General features: G+C 49.6%; 24 protein-coding genes and 1 pseudogene. 23 read left to right on the top strand and 2 right to left on the bottom strand.

What is annotated here, in order from left to right; genetic code table 11:
- The 5 genes from Q0605_RS09340 to Q0605_RS09320 form a co-directional block, all read left to right on the top strand.
- The coding region (locus Q0605_RS09340) for a hypothetical protein (RefSeq protein WP_298706449.1) at positions 1–249 on the top strand (249 nt) is incomplete at its 5' end.
- Positions 250–281: 32 nt separating this feature from the next.
- Positions 282–563 (top strand): hypothetical protein, encoded by a 282-nt coding sequence (locus tag Q0605_RS09335; RefSeq protein WP_298706447.1) that lies wholly within the window; start codon positions 282–284, stop codon positions 561–563.
- Between the two features lie 123 nt (positions 564–686).
- The gene (locus Q0605_RS09330) at positions 687–1,577 is read left to right on the top strand and encodes an NTF2 fold immunity protein (RefSeq protein WP_298706445.1); all 891 of its coding nucleotides are present in this window, start codon (positions 687–689) and stop codon (positions 1,575–1,577) included.
- Between the two features lie 364 nt (positions 1,578–1,941).
- On the top strand, positions 1,942–2,328 hold the full coding sequence (locus tag Q0605_RS09325; RefSeq protein ID WP_298706443.1) for a hypothetical protein: 387 nt from the start codon (positions 1,942–1,944) through the stop codon (positions 2,326–2,328).
- 132 nt (positions 2,329–2,460) lie between these two features.
- Complete coding sequence (locus tag Q0605_RS09320; protein ID WP_298706442.1) at positions 2,461–2,988, top strand: hypothetical protein; 528 nt, start codon at positions 2,461–2,463, stop codon at positions 2,986–2,988.
- A 281-nt stretch (positions 2,989–3,269) separates the two neighbouring features.
- Here the strand turns inward: Q0605_RS09320 and Q0605_RS09315 are convergent, their stop codons facing one another.
- The gene (locus Q0605_RS09315; protein ID WP_298706440.1) at positions 3,270–3,698 is read right to left on the bottom strand and encodes a VOC family protein; all 429 of its coding nucleotides are present in this window, start codon (positions 3,696–3,698) and stop codon (positions 3,270–3,272) included.
- Positions 3,699–3,916: 218 nt separating this feature from the next.
- A pseudogene (locus tag Q0605_RS09310) lies at positions 3,917–4,789 on the bottom strand (neutral zinc metallopeptidase).
- 188 nt (positions 4,790–4,977) lie between these two features.
- On the opposite strand from Q0605_RS09310, the gene infA reads away from it, so the two are divergent.
- From infA to Q0605_RS09220, 18 genes are all read left to right on the top strand, one after another.
- Positions 4,978–5,196 carry a translation initiation factor IF-1 gene (infA, locus tag Q0605_RS09305; protein WP_005869854.1) on the top strand — a complete coding sequence of 73 codons (219 nt, stop codon included), beginning with the start codon at positions 4,978–4,980 and terminating at the stop codon, positions 5,194–5,196.
- A 172-nt stretch (positions 5,197–5,368) separates the two neighbouring features.
- The gene (gene rpmJ / locus Q0605_RS09300) at positions 5,369–5,482 is read left to right on the top strand and encodes a 50S ribosomal protein L36 (RefSeq protein ID WP_005869855.1); all 114 of its coding nucleotides are present in this window, start codon (positions 5,369–5,371) and stop codon (positions 5,480–5,482) included.
- Between the two features lie 3 nt (positions 5,483–5,485).
- Entirely contained in the window at positions 5,486–5,854 is a 369-nt protein-coding gene (gene rpsM / locus Q0605_RS09295) for a 30S ribosomal protein S13 (RefSeq protein ID WP_005869856.1), read from the top strand.
- Between the two features lie 10 nt (positions 5,855–5,864).
- The gene (rpsK, locus tag Q0605_RS09290; RefSeq protein ID WP_177387174.1) at positions 5,865–6,257 is read left to right on the top strand and encodes a 30S ribosomal protein S11; all 393 of its coding nucleotides are present in this window, start codon (positions 5,865–5,867) and stop codon (positions 6,255–6,257) included.
- 18 nt (positions 6,258–6,275) lie between these two features.
- Positions 6,276–6,902, top strand: a complete 627-nt coding sequence (rpsD, locus tag Q0605_RS09285; protein WP_298706438.1) for a 30S ribosomal protein S4 — start codon at positions 6,276–6,278, stop codon at positions 6,900–6,902.
- A gap of 11 nt (positions 6,903–6,913) precedes the next feature.
- Positions 6,914–7,939, top strand: a complete 1,026-nt coding sequence (locus tag Q0605_RS09280; protein ID WP_298706437.1) for a DNA-directed RNA polymerase subunit alpha — start codon at positions 6,914–6,916, stop codon at positions 7,937–7,939.
- Complete coding sequence (gene rplQ, locus Q0605_RS09275; protein WP_005869862.1) at positions 7,940–8,296, top strand: 50S ribosomal protein L17; 357 nt, start codon at positions 7,940–7,942, stop codon at positions 8,294–8,296.
- 87 nt (positions 8,297–8,383) lie between these two features.
- The gene (locus tag Q0605_RS09270) at positions 8,384–8,887 is read left to right on the top strand and encodes a L,D-transpeptidase family protein (RefSeq protein WP_157753345.1); all 504 of its coding nucleotides are present in this window, start codon (positions 8,384–8,386) and stop codon (positions 8,885–8,887) included.
- 509 nt (positions 8,888–9,396) lie between these two features.
- Positions 9,397–9,663: a NifU family protein gene (locus Q0605_RS09265; RefSeq protein ID WP_298706434.1), complete on the top strand. Its 267-nt coding sequence runs from the start codon at positions 9,397–9,399 to the stop codon at positions 9,661–9,663.
- Positions 9,653–10,201 carry a histidine kinase gene (locus Q0605_RS09260; protein ID WP_298706432.1) on the top strand — a complete coding sequence of 183 codons (549 nt, stop codon included), beginning with the start codon at positions 9,653–9,655 and terminating at the stop codon, positions 10,199–10,201. Before Q0605_RS09265 ends, Q0605_RS09260 begins: the two co-directional genes overlap by 11 nt.
- A complete protein-coding gene (locus Q0605_RS09255; protein ID WP_298706430.1) occupies positions 10,179–11,489 on the top strand; it encodes a UDP-N-acetylmuramoyl-L-alanyl-D-glutamate--2,6-diaminopimelate ligase in 1,311 nt (436 codons plus the stop codon). Before Q0605_RS09260 ends, Q0605_RS09255 begins: the two co-directional genes overlap by 23 nt.
- A gap of 16 nt (positions 11,490–11,505) precedes the next feature.
- Positions 11,506–11,853, top strand: coding sequence for an aspartate 1-decarboxylase (panD, locus tag Q0605_RS09250; RefSeq protein WP_298706428.1), 348 nt, complete (start codon positions 11,506–11,508; stop codon positions 11,851–11,853).
- 2 nt (positions 11,854–11,855) lie between these two features.
- Complete coding sequence (locus Q0605_RS09245; RefSeq protein ID WP_298706426.1) at positions 11,856–12,185, top strand: YbaB/EbfC family nucleoid-associated protein; 330 nt, start codon at positions 11,856–11,858, stop codon at positions 12,183–12,185.
- A 592-nt stretch (positions 12,186–12,777) separates the two neighbouring features.
- Complete coding sequence (locus tag Q0605_RS09240; RefSeq protein WP_298706424.1) at positions 12,778–13,629, top strand: polyprenyl synthetase family protein; 852 nt, start codon at positions 12,778–12,780, stop codon at positions 13,627–13,629.
- Between the two features lie 3 nt (positions 13,630–13,632).
- Positions 13,633–15,561 carry a transketolase gene (gene tkt / locus Q0605_RS09235; RefSeq protein ID WP_298706422.1) on the top strand — a complete coding sequence of 643 codons (1,929 nt, stop codon included), beginning with the start codon at positions 13,633–13,635 and terminating at the stop codon, positions 15,559–15,561.
- Between the two features lie 15 nt (positions 15,562–15,576).
- Positions 15,577–15,999: a GyrI-like domain-containing protein gene (locus Q0605_RS09230; RefSeq protein ID WP_298706420.1), complete on the top strand. Its 423-nt coding sequence runs from the start codon at positions 15,577–15,579 to the stop codon at positions 15,997–15,999.
- An 88-nt stretch (positions 16,000–16,087) separates the two neighbouring features.
- Complete coding sequence (locus Q0605_RS09225; RefSeq protein WP_298706418.1) at positions 16,088–16,615, top strand: hypothetical protein; 528 nt, start codon at positions 16,088–16,090, stop codon at positions 16,613–16,615.
- Positions 16,616–16,650: 35 nt separating this feature from the next.
- Positions 16,651–16,806: a hypothetical protein gene (locus Q0605_RS09220; protein ID WP_298706416.1), complete on the top strand. Its 156-nt coding sequence runs from the start codon at positions 16,651–16,653 to the stop codon at positions 16,804–16,806.
- The last annotated feature ends 217 nt before the right edge of the window (positions 16,807–17,023 follow it).

Here is a 17,023-nt window from a genome sequence, read left to right as displayed (position 1 = left end):
CTAAACAGACAGCGCAACTGGATAGCCAAAAATCCCATCCGCATCACGCGCGCTATCAGCAACTGCTACGAAAACTCGCGCGCCGTGATAGAAAGCCTATTTGATGATCTACAACCGGCGCTTGACGCCAAAATGCGCCCTAAAATTTACGGCTCGACAATCAACTACATAAGCTATGCTGCGCGTTTAGTTTTGATGACGAGCACTGCCGAACCAACTACATCATCGCGCCCGATAAGCCGCGCCTAAGCTCGCAGCGCGCATGGGAGCTGATACACGAGATGATGAGCGAGGAGGAGCAGCGCGCGGACGGCTACTTTTTGCGAAATAGATTTGAGTATTCGTCGTTTAGAAAAGACACGGGCAAAACGGGCGCGCTGATACATTTCGAGCGCGAATTTAGCGAGCTAGCGCCCATGGAGCAAAAGCGAAAGATGGGCGAGTATTTTTTGACGGTGCTAAAGCAGATCGCGCAAAAGCAAAGTAAGCTTGAGTATGATTTCGCCGCGATGATAGAGGATTTTGGTAAAATTTTAGGCGAGTGGACGACGGCTGAAATTTAGCGTGCGGCGGCGCGGCGCCTTAAAACACATCGGCGGCGCGCAAATCCGCGCGTAAATTTAAGCGCCTTGCGCAAATCGTAAAATTTCACTAAAATTTTAAAATCAAATTTTAAAGGATAGCTGATGAAGCAGATCACGATGCAGGAGGCTTTGGACGCGGTTAGCGAGCGCTACTGCAAAGGCCATCACTACGAAAACGTAGCACTTACCAATGAGATGGTGCGCCGCATCTGCGAGGTAAAAAGCCTCGTAAATATGGGCTTTATAGCCACGGCGATTACGGACGCGGCGCTACAGCATCTAGCCGCGCTGCCGAAGCTCGCGTATCTGTTTTTGCAAGATAGCGACAAGATAAGCGGCGAGGGCTTTAGATACTTTGCGGGGCACGCCAAGCTCGAACACATCGGTATCGAAAACGTTAGCATCACGGACGAGGGGCTAAAAGCGATCGTGCAAATCCCGAAGCTAAAATCGTTGCGCCTGGTCAATTCGCGCGTGAGCTTTGCGGGGCTGCTAGCTGTGGCGGATACGAAAATCCAGTTTTATCTAGACGGCGGGCAGTTTAGCAAGGAGCAAATCGCGGAATTTGAGCAGGCGCAAAGAGACGCCGCAAAGAGCAAAAAGAAGCTTGATCCGCGGGACGCTGCGGCGGCGCAGAGTGCGCTTTTAGAATTTTTCGCGGCGATGAGCGAATGGGAGAAATTTGCCACATCGCGAATTGATGATCTGGACGACGGCGAGGTGCAGCGCAGGTGCGACGAGCTCTTTGCGCGCTACTGCACGCCCGTTAGGCGCAACGGCTTCCGCCCCGAGGGTATTTCGTTTTCGATGATGGAAGGCGGCACCTACGGCGGATACGAGCTAACGGACGCCGAATGCGAGAGCAAAAATAAAATTTACATCTACGCCAAGGACGAACACGGCTTTGCGCGCCGCTTCCTGCTCGTGCGCAAGGACGGGCGCTGGCTCGTAGATAAGTGCCAAGGTATGGACGGCAAAAACCGCGGGCTGTAAAATTTGAGCGCAAAATGGGAGTTTAAATTTCATCTGCGGCGCGATCGCAAGATAAAATTTAGCCTGCTGCAAGCACTGTGATAAATTTAGCCTGCCGAGAGTACGGCGATAAAATTTCATCGGCGCTGCGAAAACAAAGACAAAGAGGGCAAATGGACGGTAAAATTTCTGCGTACGACGCGCACGGCGATTAAAGAAAGGCGTAAATGAAAAAGCGAATTTTCTCCGAGCTGGGCGGCTTCGTGGTGTACGAGCCCGCGCTACTCGCGCGCTATCTGGATGAGCACGGGCTTGCGAATGGGGACGTTCTTGCTTATTTTACGCAGACCGAGCACGGGGCGCAGTCACAGAAGAGGGCATTGCGGTGCCTATATCGGGCGTCCGCAGCGATTATTACGATTTTGCGGTTACCGTGGGCGAGGCGGATGAGGGAATTTTTAATCAAAACGAAGCGAAAATCATCTCTCGCAGCTGGATTTTTCACTCATCAGGCACACTAAAGATCGTAGGCATCGGCTATTTTAAAGATATGAGTCGCATTAGCGAGCAAAACAGCCTAAGCTTTCGCCTAGAGTGCGGTCGGTACCGCTTGGAAATTTTAGGCGGATACCGAAGCGCAAATTTTAGCGGCTCGCCCGCCTCCTGCGACGATACGCCTATTTTAAGCGATACGCCCGTTTTTCATCTGCGGTTTACGCCCTCTGCCGAGCCTAAATTTAGCGGCGATTTGGAAACGTCATTTTATTTTTAACAGAATTTATAAAATTTCGCGCAAAATTTCTCTTTAATGCGCGACGAATAGGCAAAATTTTATAAATTTAGCCGCATTTGACCGCTGCGCCGAGTAAGATGCTATAATCGGCGCCAAATTACGGGAGGCGAGATGATTTTTGACGAACTTATAGACGCGCTGGCGCAAAACGGCTGGCAGATGCGGCGCAGGGATGAAATTTGTCCGCCGCAAAGCGAATTTTTAGGCGGCAAATTTAAAAATTTAAGCGAAGATTTTTACCGCTTCGTTTGCTCTTTTGAGACTTTGCATGACGCTACGGACGCCGTTTGGTTCGTATCCGCTAGGGATTATGCGTCACCGAGCGCAGACGAGGCGGAATTTTGCTACGAAGATTTTGAAAAAGACAGCCTGGAGTGCGCGGCTAACGATGCAGAAAAAGCCGCCGTGAACGCATTTTGGAGCAGGTGCTTGCCGTTTTTGTTTTCGGTCAGGGGCGAGCGCTGCTTCGCGGGCATCCTCACGCAGGGCGCGGACGCAGGCAAGATCGTATTCGGCGCGGAACCGATCTACGAAGACGTCTCGATCATCGCGCAAAACTTCGACGAGTTTATCGCCCTAGTCCTTGCCGCACTCACGGACAAAAACGCCGCAAAATATCCGCTTTCTTGTTTTGTGTAGCAGCAATGCGATACGAGCAAAGCGGTACTGCGAGCGCGAGTAAAACAGCACACGGGGTGCGGGTAAATTTTAGCCTCGCGCAAAATCTACGCCGCAGATCATATCGAAAAATAAAATTTCGCTTGATGTTTAGAGCAAAGCGCGAAAAAACGGCGCCGCAAATTATACGAGCTACAAAAAACCCACCCGATGATTTGCAATAAATTTTGAGTTTAAATTTTACGCGCTTAGACCAAAGGCTTCGGTGCCTCTGAACAAGCCTCGTCCGCAAAAATTTTAATCTAAAATTTGAGCAGCCCATCCTCGTCAAATTTAAAATCAGGCCCCCAAGCCACCTCCCAGTAGTATCCGTCCGGATCGGCAAAATACGCGTGATATCCGCCCCAAAACGCATCTTGGGGCTCCTTGACGATGGTTCCGCCCGCCTTTTTTACTAGCTCTATGACGCTAGCTACGTCCTCTTTGTTTTTTACGTTATAGGCTAGCGTTATGCCGCCAAATCCACTTCCCTTTGGAGGATCGTTCTTGTCGATATCTCGCGCTAGCGCGTTCAATGGATAGAGCTCAAATTTGCCCCCAGGCGTGTTGAAAAAACATACCGGTGGGTCGTCGTCTTTGCAATCCGTCTTAAATCCTAGGCCGTCTCTGTAAAATTTCAGCGCCCTTTGCATGCTTCGCACGCCTAGGCAGATGCAGGTTATTTTATTCATTTTTGCCTCCATAAATTTTAACGTATCTATTTTGGTTTCTTAATGCCGTAGTCAATCCTGCGCTCAAACAAGCCGTCGTCGCGCTAGCCGAGCGCGCCGTTCGAACTTTTTAATCGCCGATCATTAAAATTTTAAAATTCCGCCTCCAAGCTCGGCGTTAAATTTTAAAATTTAGGATACTTTCGATCTGCCCTGCAAGCTAAGTCAAAGTCCGTGCCTCACGGCTCAAATGAGCAGGCTTTTAGGTTTCCGCCCGCTAAGCCCTTTTTAAACCACTCTTTGCGCTGTGCGGAGGTGCCGTGCGTGAAGGAATCGGGCACGACGCGACCGCTAAATTTACGCTGCAGCGTATCGTCGCCGATCGCGCTGGCGGCATTTAGCGCCTCGTCGATGTCGCCCGCCTCCAGCACGCGCCCGGCTTTTGCGAGATAATGGGCCCAGACTCCCGCGTAGCAGTCTGCCTGCAGCTCGACTTTGACCTGAAGCGCGTTTTGCTCGGCTTCGCTGCGAGCACGCCTTTTAAGAGCATTGACCTGCTCTAGCGTGCCGATTAAATTTTGAACGTGATGCCCTACTTCGTGCGCGATGACGTAGGCCTGCGCGAAGTCGCCGCTCGCTTTGTATTTGTTCGCAAGCTCGTCGAAAAAACCGAGATCCAGATAAATTTTATGGTCCCTCGGGCAATAAAAAGGTCCCGTCTGCGCGCTCGCAAAGCCGCAGCCGCTTGCGATCTGATCGCGAAAGAGCCGCAAACCGGGCTCCTCGTAGCGCGCGCCCGCACTTTTAAATATCTCGCCCCAAACGTCCTCGGTTTGGGCCAGCACTGCCGAGACGAAGGCGAGCTTTTCTTGCTCTTGCGGGCTGTCCGTCGCCTCTCTCTGCGTACTGGCGCCCCCGTCTAAAAGAGCCAAAGGGTTATAGCCCATAAAATACGCTACCGCGCCGATTACGAGCACTATGCGCCCGATCTTTGAGCCGAGCAAAAACCTGATGATCGGAATCAGCATCCCAAGCGAGCCCGAGCTCGTGCGCATGCTGCTTGCGCGGTCATCCTCTACGTTTGAGCTTCATCTGCCGTCTTGCCATTTCATGTTTTTCCTTTAAAATTTTTGAGCCATTATACTAAAATTTTAAAAAGAGCGCCGCCTTGCTTTTGTAAAATACTGCGCGCGTAGCGAAATAAATCTGAAATTTTGCTTATTTTAAATTTCTTTTAAGCTGTTTAAAATTTTAAATTCTATATAATCGCCCTTTTTAAATTTAAAAGAAAGGAGAATTTGTGGCAAAAGACGACGTCATAGAGATCGACGGCAACGTCATAGAAGCGCTGCCGAACGCGACTTTTAAGGTCGAGCTCGATAACAAACACGTGATTTTATGCCATATCGCGGGCAAGATGCGGATGCACTACATCAAGATAATGCCCGGCGATCGCGTAAAAGTTGAGCTGACCCCTTACAGCCTCGATAAAGGCAGGATCACCTACCGCTATAAGTAAGGATAAAGTTAAATTTAGATATACTCGCGACTTTGCGACTAAACTGTAGGAAGAAGTGTTTTCAAAATCCCCACTATTTTGAAAACAGTTGGTTTGATACTTTCGCTTTTGAAATTTCATTAAACCTAGGTGCAGTTTGCATTTAAAGTGGAGAAAATTTTAGGAGAGTGGAATGAAAGTTCGTCCATCCGTTAAGAAAATGTGCGACAAATGTAAAATTGTCAAGCGCAAAGGTGTTGTTCACGTTATTTGTGAAAATCCAAAACATAAACAAAGACAAGGATAAGTTATGGCTCGTATCGCAGGTGTAGATCTACCAAAGAAAAAAAGGATTGAATACGGACTAACTTATATCTACGGTATAGGTTTATTTACGTCGAGAAAAATTCTCGATGCGGCAGGAATTTCTTACGATAAAAGAGTCGCCGATCTGAGCGAAGATGAAGCCGCCGCTATCAGAAAAGAGATCCAAGAGCACTATATGGTTGAAGGCGATCTTCGCAAACAAGTGGCTATGGATATAAAAGCGCTTATGGACTTGGGCGGCTATCGCGGCTTAAGACACAGAAAGGGCCTTCCGGTTCGCGGTCAAAAAACAAAAACGAACGCCAGAACCAGAAAAGGCAAACGCAAAACCGTCGGCGCGGCAGCTAAATAAGGATTGAGATATGGCACAAAAAAAAGTAGTTAAGAAAAAAACCGTCAGAAAAAATATCGCCAAAGGCATAGTTTACATCTCCGCTACGTTTAACAACACTATGATTACCGTAACGGACGAGATGGGCAACGCGATCGCGTGGAGCAGTGCGGGCGCTTTAAATTTTAAAGGCAGCAAAAAATCCACCCCTTATGCGGCGCAGCAAGCCGTCGAGGACGCGCTAAACAAAGCCAAAGAGCACGGCATCAAAGAGGTAGGCGTCAAGGTTCAGGGTCCGGGAAGCGGACGCGAAACCGCCGTTAAAAGCGTAGGTAGCGTAGAAGGGATCAAGGTTACATATTTCAAAGACATCACTCCTCTTGCGCACAACGGCTGCAGACCGCCTAAACGACGTCGCGTGTAATTATAAAAGGAGAAATTTATGGCTAGATATACAGGACCGGTTGAAAAATTAGAAAGAAGGCTCGGCGTCGATCTATTTATGAAAGGCGAGAGAAGGCTTGCGGGCAAGAGCGCGCTTTTAAAACGCCCTTACGCTCCGGGTCAGCACGGACAAAGACGCGCTAAACTAAGCGAATACGGCTCACAGCTTCGCGAGAAACAAAAGGCTAAATTTATGTACGGCATAAGCGAGAAGCAGTTCCGCAGGCTATTTGCCGAAGCAGCTCGCAGAGAGGGTAACACCGGAGCGATCTTGGTTCAGCTTTTAGAGCAGAGGCTAGATAATGTCGTTTACCGCATGGGATTTGCTACGACTAGACGATTTGCGCGCCAGCTCGTTACGCACGGACACATTTTAGTAGACGGCAAGCGCGTCGATATCCCTTCTTACTCCGTCCGCGCAGGACAAAAGATCGAAGTGATCGAAAAGAGCAAAAATAACCCGCAAATTTCAAGAGCGCTGGATCTTACGGCACAGACCGGCATCGTAGCGTGGGTAGACGTAGAAAAAGAGAAAAGATACGGAATTTTTTCTAGAGTTCCGGAGAGAGAAGAAGTTGTTATTCCTGTAGAGGAAAGATTTATCGTAGAGCTTTACTCGAAATAGTAGGTGCTAATATGAGAAAAATCACAACATCAGCTCATATGCCAACTGAAATAAAGGTTGAGAATGTCAGCGAAAATGTTGCTAAAATCATAGCATATCCCTTTGAAACGGGATATGCCGTCACTCTAGCTCATCCTTTACGAAGGTTACTTTATACGAGCACGGTCGGTTTTGCACCGACTGCGGTTAAAATAGAAGGCGTAAGCCACGAATTCGACAGCATGCGCGGCATGCTCGAGGATATGGCGGCTTTTATCATAAATTTAAAGGGTTTAAGGTTTAAAATCAAGGGCGATTCCCTACGCGAGGTCGTAGAATACAGCTTCAAAGGACCTAAAGAAATTTACGGCAGCGACCTAAACAACGACGCCGTAGAGATCGTAAATCCAAGCGCTTATCTAGCTACGATAAACGAGGATGCCGATCTTAAATTTACGCTCATCATCGAAAAGGGCATCGGCTACGTCCCAAGCGAAGAAATCAGAGAAAATTTAGACGCTGATTTTATCGCGCTGGATGCGTTTTTTACTCCGGTAACCAAGGCTGTTTACGATATCGAAAACGTATTTGTAGAGGACAATCCCGACTACGAAAAGGTGGTCTTTACGATCACTACCGACGGTCAGATCAGCGCGATAGATGCGTTTAAAAACGCGCTTGAAGCGATGTATCAGCAGCTGGCGGTTTTCAAAGGCATCGTAAATATCAGCGCTGCAGATACTTTCGGTAGAGCGATCCCCGCAAATTCCGAGTTTGCAAAGCTTTTTGAGAGCGTTAGCAATCTAAACTTAAGCGCACGAAGCTTTAATTGCCTGGATCGCGCCGATATTAGATTTATCGGTGAGCTTGCGATCATGGAGGAGAGCGAGCTTAAAGACCTTAAAAATTTAGGCAAAAAATCGCTTGAGGAGATCAAGGCCGTAATGGAGGAGATCGGTTATCCTATCGGCAACCAAGAGCTCGGCGAGAAAAAAGAGCAGCTAAAACGCAAGCTCGATGAGCTGAAGGCTCAAAGACAAAAGAATGAAGGACAATAAATGAGACATAATCACGGATATAGGAAGCTAGGGCGCACTTCGTCTCACCGTGCTGCCCTGCTTAAAAATTTAACCATCGCTTTAGTTACTAGCGGCAAGATCGAAACTACGCTTCCTAAAGCCAAAGAGCTAAGAAGCTATGCCGAGAAGCTGATCACTCGCGCGCGTAAGGGCGACAGCGAGGCGCATAGATTTGTTTTCGCGGCGCTTCAGGATAAGGCTGCGACAAATAAGCTGGTTACCGAGATCGCTCCAAAATACGCAGGCGTAAACGGCGGCTACACTCGCATCATCAAAACCCGCCTTCGCAAGGGCGACGCCGCAGAGATGGCTTATATCGAGCTAATCAGCAAATAAAATTTCGGGATCACTCCCGAAATTTCTTCTATGAAATTTAAAATTTTACTCCCGCTTGTTATCGTCGCTGCGGGCCTAGCGTGGGCATTGGACAATTATCTTAGCTACAAAAATATCGAAACGATCAACTCTGAAATTCCGCTAAAGCAGGCATTGGACGGCGAGCAAATCTCTAAAATTCGCGTCTATAAATCCAAACGAATTCTTGAAATTTTAACTTCAAAAGGCGTCGCGAAAAGCTACAAAATCGCCCTCGGACGCGAGCCTGAAGGGCATAAAGAGGTTCAAGGCGACGGCAAAACCCCGGAGGGCAACTACACCATAAACGGCAAAAATCCAAACTCGGCGTATCATCTAAATTTAGGCATCTCCTATCCGAACAAAGCCGACGTAGCGCACGCAAAATCCCTCGGCAAGAGCGCAGGCGGCGATATCAAAATCCACGGGCTACCGAACAAATTTAGCTACCTAGGGCAGAGTATCGCGGCGTTCGGCGACTGGACGGAGGGCTGCATAGCGCTCGTCAATGACGATATGGACGAGCTTTTTGAGCACGTAAAAATCGGCACGCCGATAGAAATTTTGCCATGATTGCACGCGCCTGCCCTAAAATTTCACAGCCGCGATCGATATAAAACATAGCGTAAATTTCATCTACGAGCTTTAAAATAATATTGCCGCCCAGGCTTTCATATGCCGTAAAATTTACCATTAAGATCAAAATCTGTTCTTTATAGAATTTAATCGCATCGGCGTTTATCCCAATAAATTTAGACAAAATTACTTTAAATTTCCTCTCCCGCTCAAGCGAAATTCATCCCAAATATAGCCCCCGACCGGGCTAAAATTTCATCCCAAATTTATAGCGCAAATAGTCTAAATTTAAATATATGCAAACCTGGTGATTCGCGGGCTCCACCCTTACCGAATAGATAAAATTTCAAATCATAGCCCCAGCCATCCGCGTCACAAAAATGCTTTAAGATCCATAACGCAAAATCCGCGCCCTTGCGCAAAATTTCAGATTAAATTTCATCCCCGATAAGCCTTTTTTTATCGCTTTTGGATATAATTCGCCAAAACCAAAACAAGGAATTTTAATGATACCATTTAGCGATGAAGAGCTTCTAGCTCCGGTACAAGGCAGCTTGGAGCTAATCCGTCCGATGCTTCAAAACGACGGCGGCGACATGCAGCTTTTAGGCATAAAAGACGGCGTCGTCTATGTCCGCCTTACCGGACATTGCCACGGCTGCGCCGTAAGTGCGCAGACCCTAAAATACGGCGTCGAGCGCCAGCTTCGCATGGATATCCATCCAGAGCTTAGCGTCGTAAACGTCCCCGAAGGCGAAGAGTTTGAATTATAAAAAGCTGGGGCTAAAGGCCTTTTCGCGCGGGGAATTCGAGCTTGCGAAGCTATATTTTTCGCTCGCCTACGAAAAAAGCGGCGAGGAGGAAATTCTATTTTTACTTGAGCTTTGCCAGACCGCGCTGGCAGACCGCGAAGAAGCGCTTATGCTCTTTGATTTTTACAACCTCAGCCCTAAAACTCAAACCTCGGAGCTTTTTAAAATTTTAAACTCCATCAACGAAAAGATCGCGAGCGAAGCAGCCTCCGAACCCGGCGCCGAGGACGAGATCGCCGTTATCGCCTATGCCGATTTTATGCGAGCAGTAGGCCAAAGAGGCTTTAAAGACGCCTTCGAATCGATCATTTTTTCCTCTAAAATCGCTATTTCGGACAAAAGCGAGATGATAGAATTTTTAGAAAATTTGATAGAAAACGGCTACTACGAAATGGGGCTTAATTACGTCGAAAGCTCGGCTGCTGCGTACGCAGGCGATGAGCGCTTCGAAGCGCTAATACAAAAAATCAAAAATCATGAAAATACGACTCGAAAATAGCTTTATCACCGACAACTCCGCCGAGTGCGAGGCGGGCTGCTTTTTTATGCGCACGGACGCGAACGCTAAATTTGAACCCGAAGCAGCGCAAAAAGGCGCGCAGATCATCTCTGTCGCGCGGGCAAAGGAACTTTTAAATATTAATCCGCGCATCAAAATCGTAGGCATCACCGGTACGAACGGCAAAACGACGACCGCCGCGGCAATCTATTCGACGCTGCTGGATCTGGGCTTTAGCTGCGGCTTAAGCGGCACGCGCGGCGCCTTCATAAACGAGCGCAGAATCGACGAGAAAGGGCTTACGACGAGCTCAGTTTTAAAGACGGTGAGCTATCTTTATGAAGCCGGCAAGCAGGGCTGCGAGTATTTCGTTATGGAGGTCAGCTCGCACGCAATCGCACAGAACCGCATCCAGGGGCTAAATTTTGCGCTTAAAATTTTTACGAATTTGAGCCAAGATCATCTCGATTATCACGGCAGTATGCAAGAATACGCGGCAGTCAAGAGCTCGTTTTTCGCTGACGATGCGCCAAAACTCATAAACGCCGACGATGGGCATATTAAATTTAACCCTGAAAATGCCCTTACCTACGGCATAAAAAACGCCGCGAGCTTCAGCATAAGCGGATACGGGCTAAAGGGTGGCATCGACGCGCTCGTGCGCACTCCAAACGGCGATAATGCGCAGCTGCAAAGCGATCTGATCGGCGAGTTTAATCTCTACAACCTTACCGCGGCGTTTGCGGCGGTTAAAATTCTGACCAAGCTGCCGAACGAAAAGATCGCAAAAGCCCTGGCAAACTTCGGCGGCGTCGAGGGTCGCGTGCAGATCGTAAATAAAAACCCGCTTGTGATCGTCGATTTCGCCCATACCCCAGACGGCATCGAAAAGGTTCTAAACGCGCTACGCGCAAGCGGCGAGATCATCGCGGTTTTCGGTGCGGGAGGCGATCGCGACCACGGCAAGCGTCCGAAAATGGGCGCTATCGCCGAGCACTTTGCCAAAATTTGCATCGTCACGAGCGATAATCCGCGCAGCGAAGAGCCGAGCGAAATCATCGAGCAAATTTGCGCCGGCATGCGCCGAAAGGATAAAATTTTAAAGATTGCGGATCGCAAGGAGGCTATCTCGCGCGCGCTAGATCTTGCCAAAAACGGCGAGATGATCGCTATTTTGGGCAAGGGCGACGAGACCTACCAGGAGATCAAGGGCGTGAAGCATCCCTTCAGCGACAAGCAGGTCGTGAGCGAGCTCGTCGCAGCGCGAGGCGGATCAAATTTAGACTAAATTTAAAGGACGACCGATGAAAATCGAAATTTTATCAAGCAAAATTCACCGCGCGCGCGTGACGGACGCCAACCTAAACTACGTGGGCTCCATTACGATCGGGCCCGAGCTCATCGAGGCTGCAGGGCTTTGCGAGTACCAAAAAGTCGAAATCCTAAACGTCAATAACGGCGAGCGTTTTGCTACATACGTGATCCGCGGCGAGAAAAAGGGCGAGATCTGCCTAAACGGCGCGGCTGCGCGCAAAGTCTGCGTCGGCGACGTCGTCATCATCGTGGCTTACGCACAGATGAGCGCCAAAAAAGTAAGAAGCTTCAAGCCTAAAATCGTAAAGGTAAACGAAAAAAACCAAATAACGGAGTAAAGATGTTTGAGGGAATGGATTTTTCAAAAATGGGGCAGATGCTCGATCAGATGCAGGCCAAGGCTAAGCAGATCGAGGAAGAGAATGCGCGCAAGGAATTTACCGTAAAATCGGGCGCGGGCATGGTCGCCATCAGATTAAACGGCGCGGGCGAGGTGCTCGATCTAAGCATCGACGACAGCCTTTTTAACGACAAAGAGAGCCTACAGATCCTGCTAATTTCGGCGATAGGCGACGCGATAAAACTCGTCGAAAATGAAAAGAAAGGCGCCGTAGCGTCCATGCTAGGAGGACTCGGTGGATTGGGCGATCTGCTCGGCAATAAGGGCTAAGCGTAGTTCAAAAATGGTGAAAATAGGCTTTTTATATAGAATGGCTGTTTTGCTTAGCGAACGGTTTGGATTTTACGAAGCAAGCGGCTTCTGTAGCGAACTAAATGAAGCCCTATTTTATAAGGCGACAAGTTAAATTTAGATTTTTGTGGCGGTGTAGCTTACACAAAGTGAAACTTGTTTGATTTGACGCTAGGTTATTAAATTTTAACCTTAGCAAATCAGTCAAATTTAACGGGCGGCACGAGGACAAATTCTAAAATTTCGGCAGGCTGCTACACTGCGGCGCAAAGTAAAATTTAGCTAGCACAGCTTAAATACAAAGCAAGGCGAGCCGTTGTGCGACATCCGCGAGTAAATGAGCACAAGATGCGGCTCAAAAAAGCGGAGCATCCTTCGCCTCGCGCACTGCGTAAAGCTAGGGAAATTAAAATTTAAAATTTTAAGCGGCATGATTACTTCTACGCGACGTACAAACGACTCGCGACAGCAAAGTCTAAGCTGCGCGACGAAAAGGCATTCGAAGGGCGCGAATTTGCATTCGTCAAGGGCGCGCCCAAGCAGAGCAAATCAAAACCGCAAGGCAGGATCGATGGATATTTTAGAAAAATTTAAAGATTACTTGAAGCACAACGAGCTGAAGGCGTCTAGCTTTCATCCGTACTTCGAGGAAGCGCTCAATTACATGCTACAAGCGGGCGGCAAGCATTTTCGCGCGCAGCTGCTACTAGGCGTCGTTTCAGCGGTGGATGAACGGCGCTTTGAGGGCGCGCTGGCGATAGCGATGGCGCTTGAGATGATCCACACCTACTCGCTTATCCACGACGATCTGCCCGCGATGGACGATGCGGATCTGCGCCGCGGACGGCCGAGCCTGCATAAAAAATACGACGAAGTCACGGCGATTTTGGTGGGCGATGCGCTAAATACCGACGCATTTTTGATCGCCGCGAGTGCGAACCTAAGCGACGAAATCAAGATAAAATGCATTAAAACTCTAGCGCAAAATGCAGGCAGTAGCGGCATGGTGCTGGGTCAGGCGATCGATTGTCGTTTTGAAAACAGCCCGTTAAAGCAAAGCGAGCTTGAGTTTTTGCATCTGCACAAAACGGGCGCACTCATCGCAGCGGCGTTTGAGCTAGGCACCATAATCGGCGGGCTAAATGACGAGCTCGCGCATGAGCTTTATAAGATCGGACTGAAACTAGGGCTTATATTTCAGATCGAGGATGATATCATTGACGCCACGGGCGACGAGGCAAGCGCGGGCAAACCAGTAGGAGCAGACGGCGCGAAAAATTCCTTCGTAAATTTACTCGGACTTGCGGGCGCTAGAAGCTACAAGCAGCGCTTAATAGATGAAGTGGGCGGCGCGATGAGCAGCTATGATGCGAGCCTACGCGATTTGATTTTAAATTTGATAGAAAAGTACCTGAAAGGATGAAAAATGTCGAGCGAGCAGCTAAGTAAAATTTCAAACACGATCAAATTTCTAAGCGCGGATATGATCCAAAGCGCCAACTCAGGCCATCCCGGCACGCCGATGGGGCTAAGCGACGTAATGAGCGTCTTTATGAGTAAGGTCCGCCACAACCCCAAAAATCCCGCGTGGCTGAACCGCGACCGCGTCGTATTCTCGGGCGGGCACGCAAGCGCGCTCGTGTATAGCTACCTCTACCTTAGCGGATACGATTTGAGCATGGACGATATGAAAAGTTTCAGGCGCCTGCACTCCAAAACCCCCGGCCACCCGGAGATCACCACTCCCGGCGTCGAGATCGCTACCGGACCGCTTGGTCAAGGCGTCGCAAACGCAGTCGGATTTGCGATGGCTGCAAAATACGCCGCGCATCTACTAAACGAAGAGGGTAACGAGATCATCGATCACCGCGTCTATTGCTTCTGCGGCGACGGCGATCTGCAGGAGGGTATCAGCTACGAAGCGTGCGCGCTTGCGGGCAGACACAACCTCGATAATCTCACGATAATCTATGATTCTAATGGCATCACGATCGACGGCAGCACCGATATCGCGTGGTTTGAGGACGTAAAGGTGCGATTTGAAGCGCAAGGCTTTGAGGTCGCGCGCATCGACGGGCATAATTTCGATCAGATAGAATTTGTCCTTGACGAGGTCAAAAACAAAACCAAACCCTACCTCATCATCGCAAACACCACGATCGGCAAGGGCGCGCTAGAGCTTGAGGGTACGGCCAAGACGCACGGCGCGCCGCTTGGAGAGGAGCTGCTTGCGCGTGCTAAGCAAAATCTAGGCTTTGATCCAGCCCAAAGCTTCGTCGTAAGCGAGGACGTGCTTTTTGCGACGCGCGCCGCGGTCGAGAAGGGTGATTTGGAGGAGCGGCTTTGGAAAGAAAAGCTTGCGAAGCTAAGCAATGAAAAAAGAGCGCTTCTAAACGAGCTTTTAAATCCTGATTTTAGCAAGATAGAATTTCCCGATTTTAGCGGGCTTAAGATCGCCACGCGCGATAGCAACGGCAAAATTTTAAATGCTATCGCAAACGCGGTACCCGGCTTTTTGGGCGGAAGCGCCGATTTGGCAGCGTCGAATAAGACCGAGCTAAAAGGCGGCGGCGACTTTCCATGCGGCAAAAATTTGCACTTCGGCATCCGCGAGCACGCGATGGCGGCGATCGGCAACGCCTTTGCGAGATACGGGCTTTTCATCCCGTTTAGCGCGACGTTTTTTATCTTCAGCGACTATCTCAAGACTGGCGCGCGACTCGCGGCGCTGATGGGCTTGCGCCACTACTTCGTATTCACGCACGACAGTATCGGCGTGGGCGAGGACGGGCCGACGCACGAGCCTATCGAGCAGCTTAGCACCTTCCGCGCGATGCCCGGCTTCTACACCTTTCGCCCCGCAGACGGCAACGAAAACGTAAAATGCTGGCGCACGGCGCTTACTCTAAATGCGCCCGCGGCGTTCGTCTGCTCGCGCCAAGGGCTTGAGCCGCTGCCTAAGGCGGTTTTGGGCGACGTGCGAAACGGCGCATATCTGCTAAGACAAAGCAAAGAGGCGCAGATCACGCTCATCGCAAGCGGCAGCGAAGTCTCGCTCTGCCTAAAAGCGGCGGCGATCCTGCAAGAGCAAGGCATCGGCGCAAACGTCGTAAGCGCGCCGTGCTTCGAGCTTTTGTGCGAGCAGGACGCAGATTATCTGGCGCAAATCCTAGAGCCGCAAACTAAAATTTTAGCCGTCGAGGCCGCAAGCGCGCTTGAGTGGTATAAATTTGCAGACGCGGTACACGGCATGCGAAGCTTCGGCGAAAGCGGCAACGCAAACGAGCTGTTTAAGCTTTTCGGCTTCACCGACGTCGCGATCGCAAAAGAAGCAAGGGAGCTTTTAGAGCAGTAACGGCAAAGGCAAAATTTGAGCGGAAAAATCAAAATTTCATATTTAGACAGATTTAAAATTTACGGATTAAAAGCCCGCACGAAAAACGCGGACGAGCTAGGCGGAAGCGGCAAAATTCCCGCGCTGTGGGCGAAATTTATGAAAGAGTGCTATGACGGGCGGAGCGAGATTTACGGCGTCTATTACGATTACGAAGACGGCACCGACGGGCTTTACGATATCTTTATCGGCACCAAAGCGCCCCGCAGCGACGAAGCCTTGGAGATCAAAAGCGGCAAATACGCGCTTTTTAGCTTCCCGAATGAGCCGCAAAACGTAGCAAAGTTTTGGAGCAAAATTTGGAACTTTTTTGAGGCCGGCGAACTAAAAAGAGCGTTTGGAACGGATTTTGAGTTTTACGGCGGAGACGAGATCAAAATTTTTATCTCGGTTTTGTAGGGCGGCGCATGAAATTTATAAACGGCGAGTGATTTTTCGCTGCCGCGACGATGAGCTTTTGCGTAAAATTTCAATCTAAAGGGAGAAAATGGCTCAAATTTCAAACGAGGAGCTTATCAAAACGGCTTGCGATATGATAAACGCCAAACGCTCGGCGCAGCGTATCCGAGGGGCGAAACTCATACGCAAGCACGCTCTTACTACGCTTGGCGAGCAGCTTTACGCCGCATTTTTGCGCGAGCTGAAAGACGCGCGTACGTGGGAGGTCAAAAGCGAGATGCTAAAAGCGCTGGGCGTGATAAATTTCACCGCGGCTACGGGCGAGATCGAAAAGATCGTAGCGCGCAATCTACCGCAGGAGGTCGTCACGGACAGCGCCGCGTGCGCGCTCGCGATGCTTAGGCGATCGCATAAAAACGACGCGAGCGAGATCATAAGGCTACTAAAGACGGGCTCATACTCGGTCGTGGTCGGCGCGGTAACGGCACTAACGGTGGATCAGATGGTACCTTGCGAGACTGAAATTTTAGAAATTTTAAAACTCACAAAGGACGCTTACAAGCACAAAGACAGGCGGGACTCGGAGTTCGGACGGAGGGTCCGAGGACCTACGTAGCCGCGGCGTACGCGAACTGACTAGGCGGCAGCGAGGTGCAAAACGAGGCGGTACGGCAATGGCTGCATCACTGCAAGCTCACCGCCGTGTGTCGCAACAGCTTTGGCGAGGAGCGCGTGGATCTACGTCTTACCCAGATTTGCGATCTGGCGCTGAAGGGGAAATTTCCAAAAGTCTATGTCGGTTTTTGAAAACAGGTTTTGAAATTTTGGGTTCAAATTTCATTGCCGAGGCTCGCAAAAGCTAAGCAGGCGCGCAAAGGAGGAGCGGATTTTCAAATTATCCTCGCGCCGCGAAAAGCCGCGTTAAATTTCGCCCGGTAGCGCAGACCTTTCGGCGGCAAATCTCTCGCAAGCTTTTTGCTCACCGAATTTGGCTCGTTAATTTAGCGGCTAGCCGTTCGATCCT

Source organism: uncultured Campylobacter sp., assembly GCF_938017705.1.
Lineage (GTDB): Bacteria > Campylobacterota > Campylobacteria > Campylobacterales > Campylobacteraceae > Campylobacter_B.
Note: the sequence above shows the minus strand (reverse complement) of the source record. Positions and strands in the feature narration are given on the sequence as shown.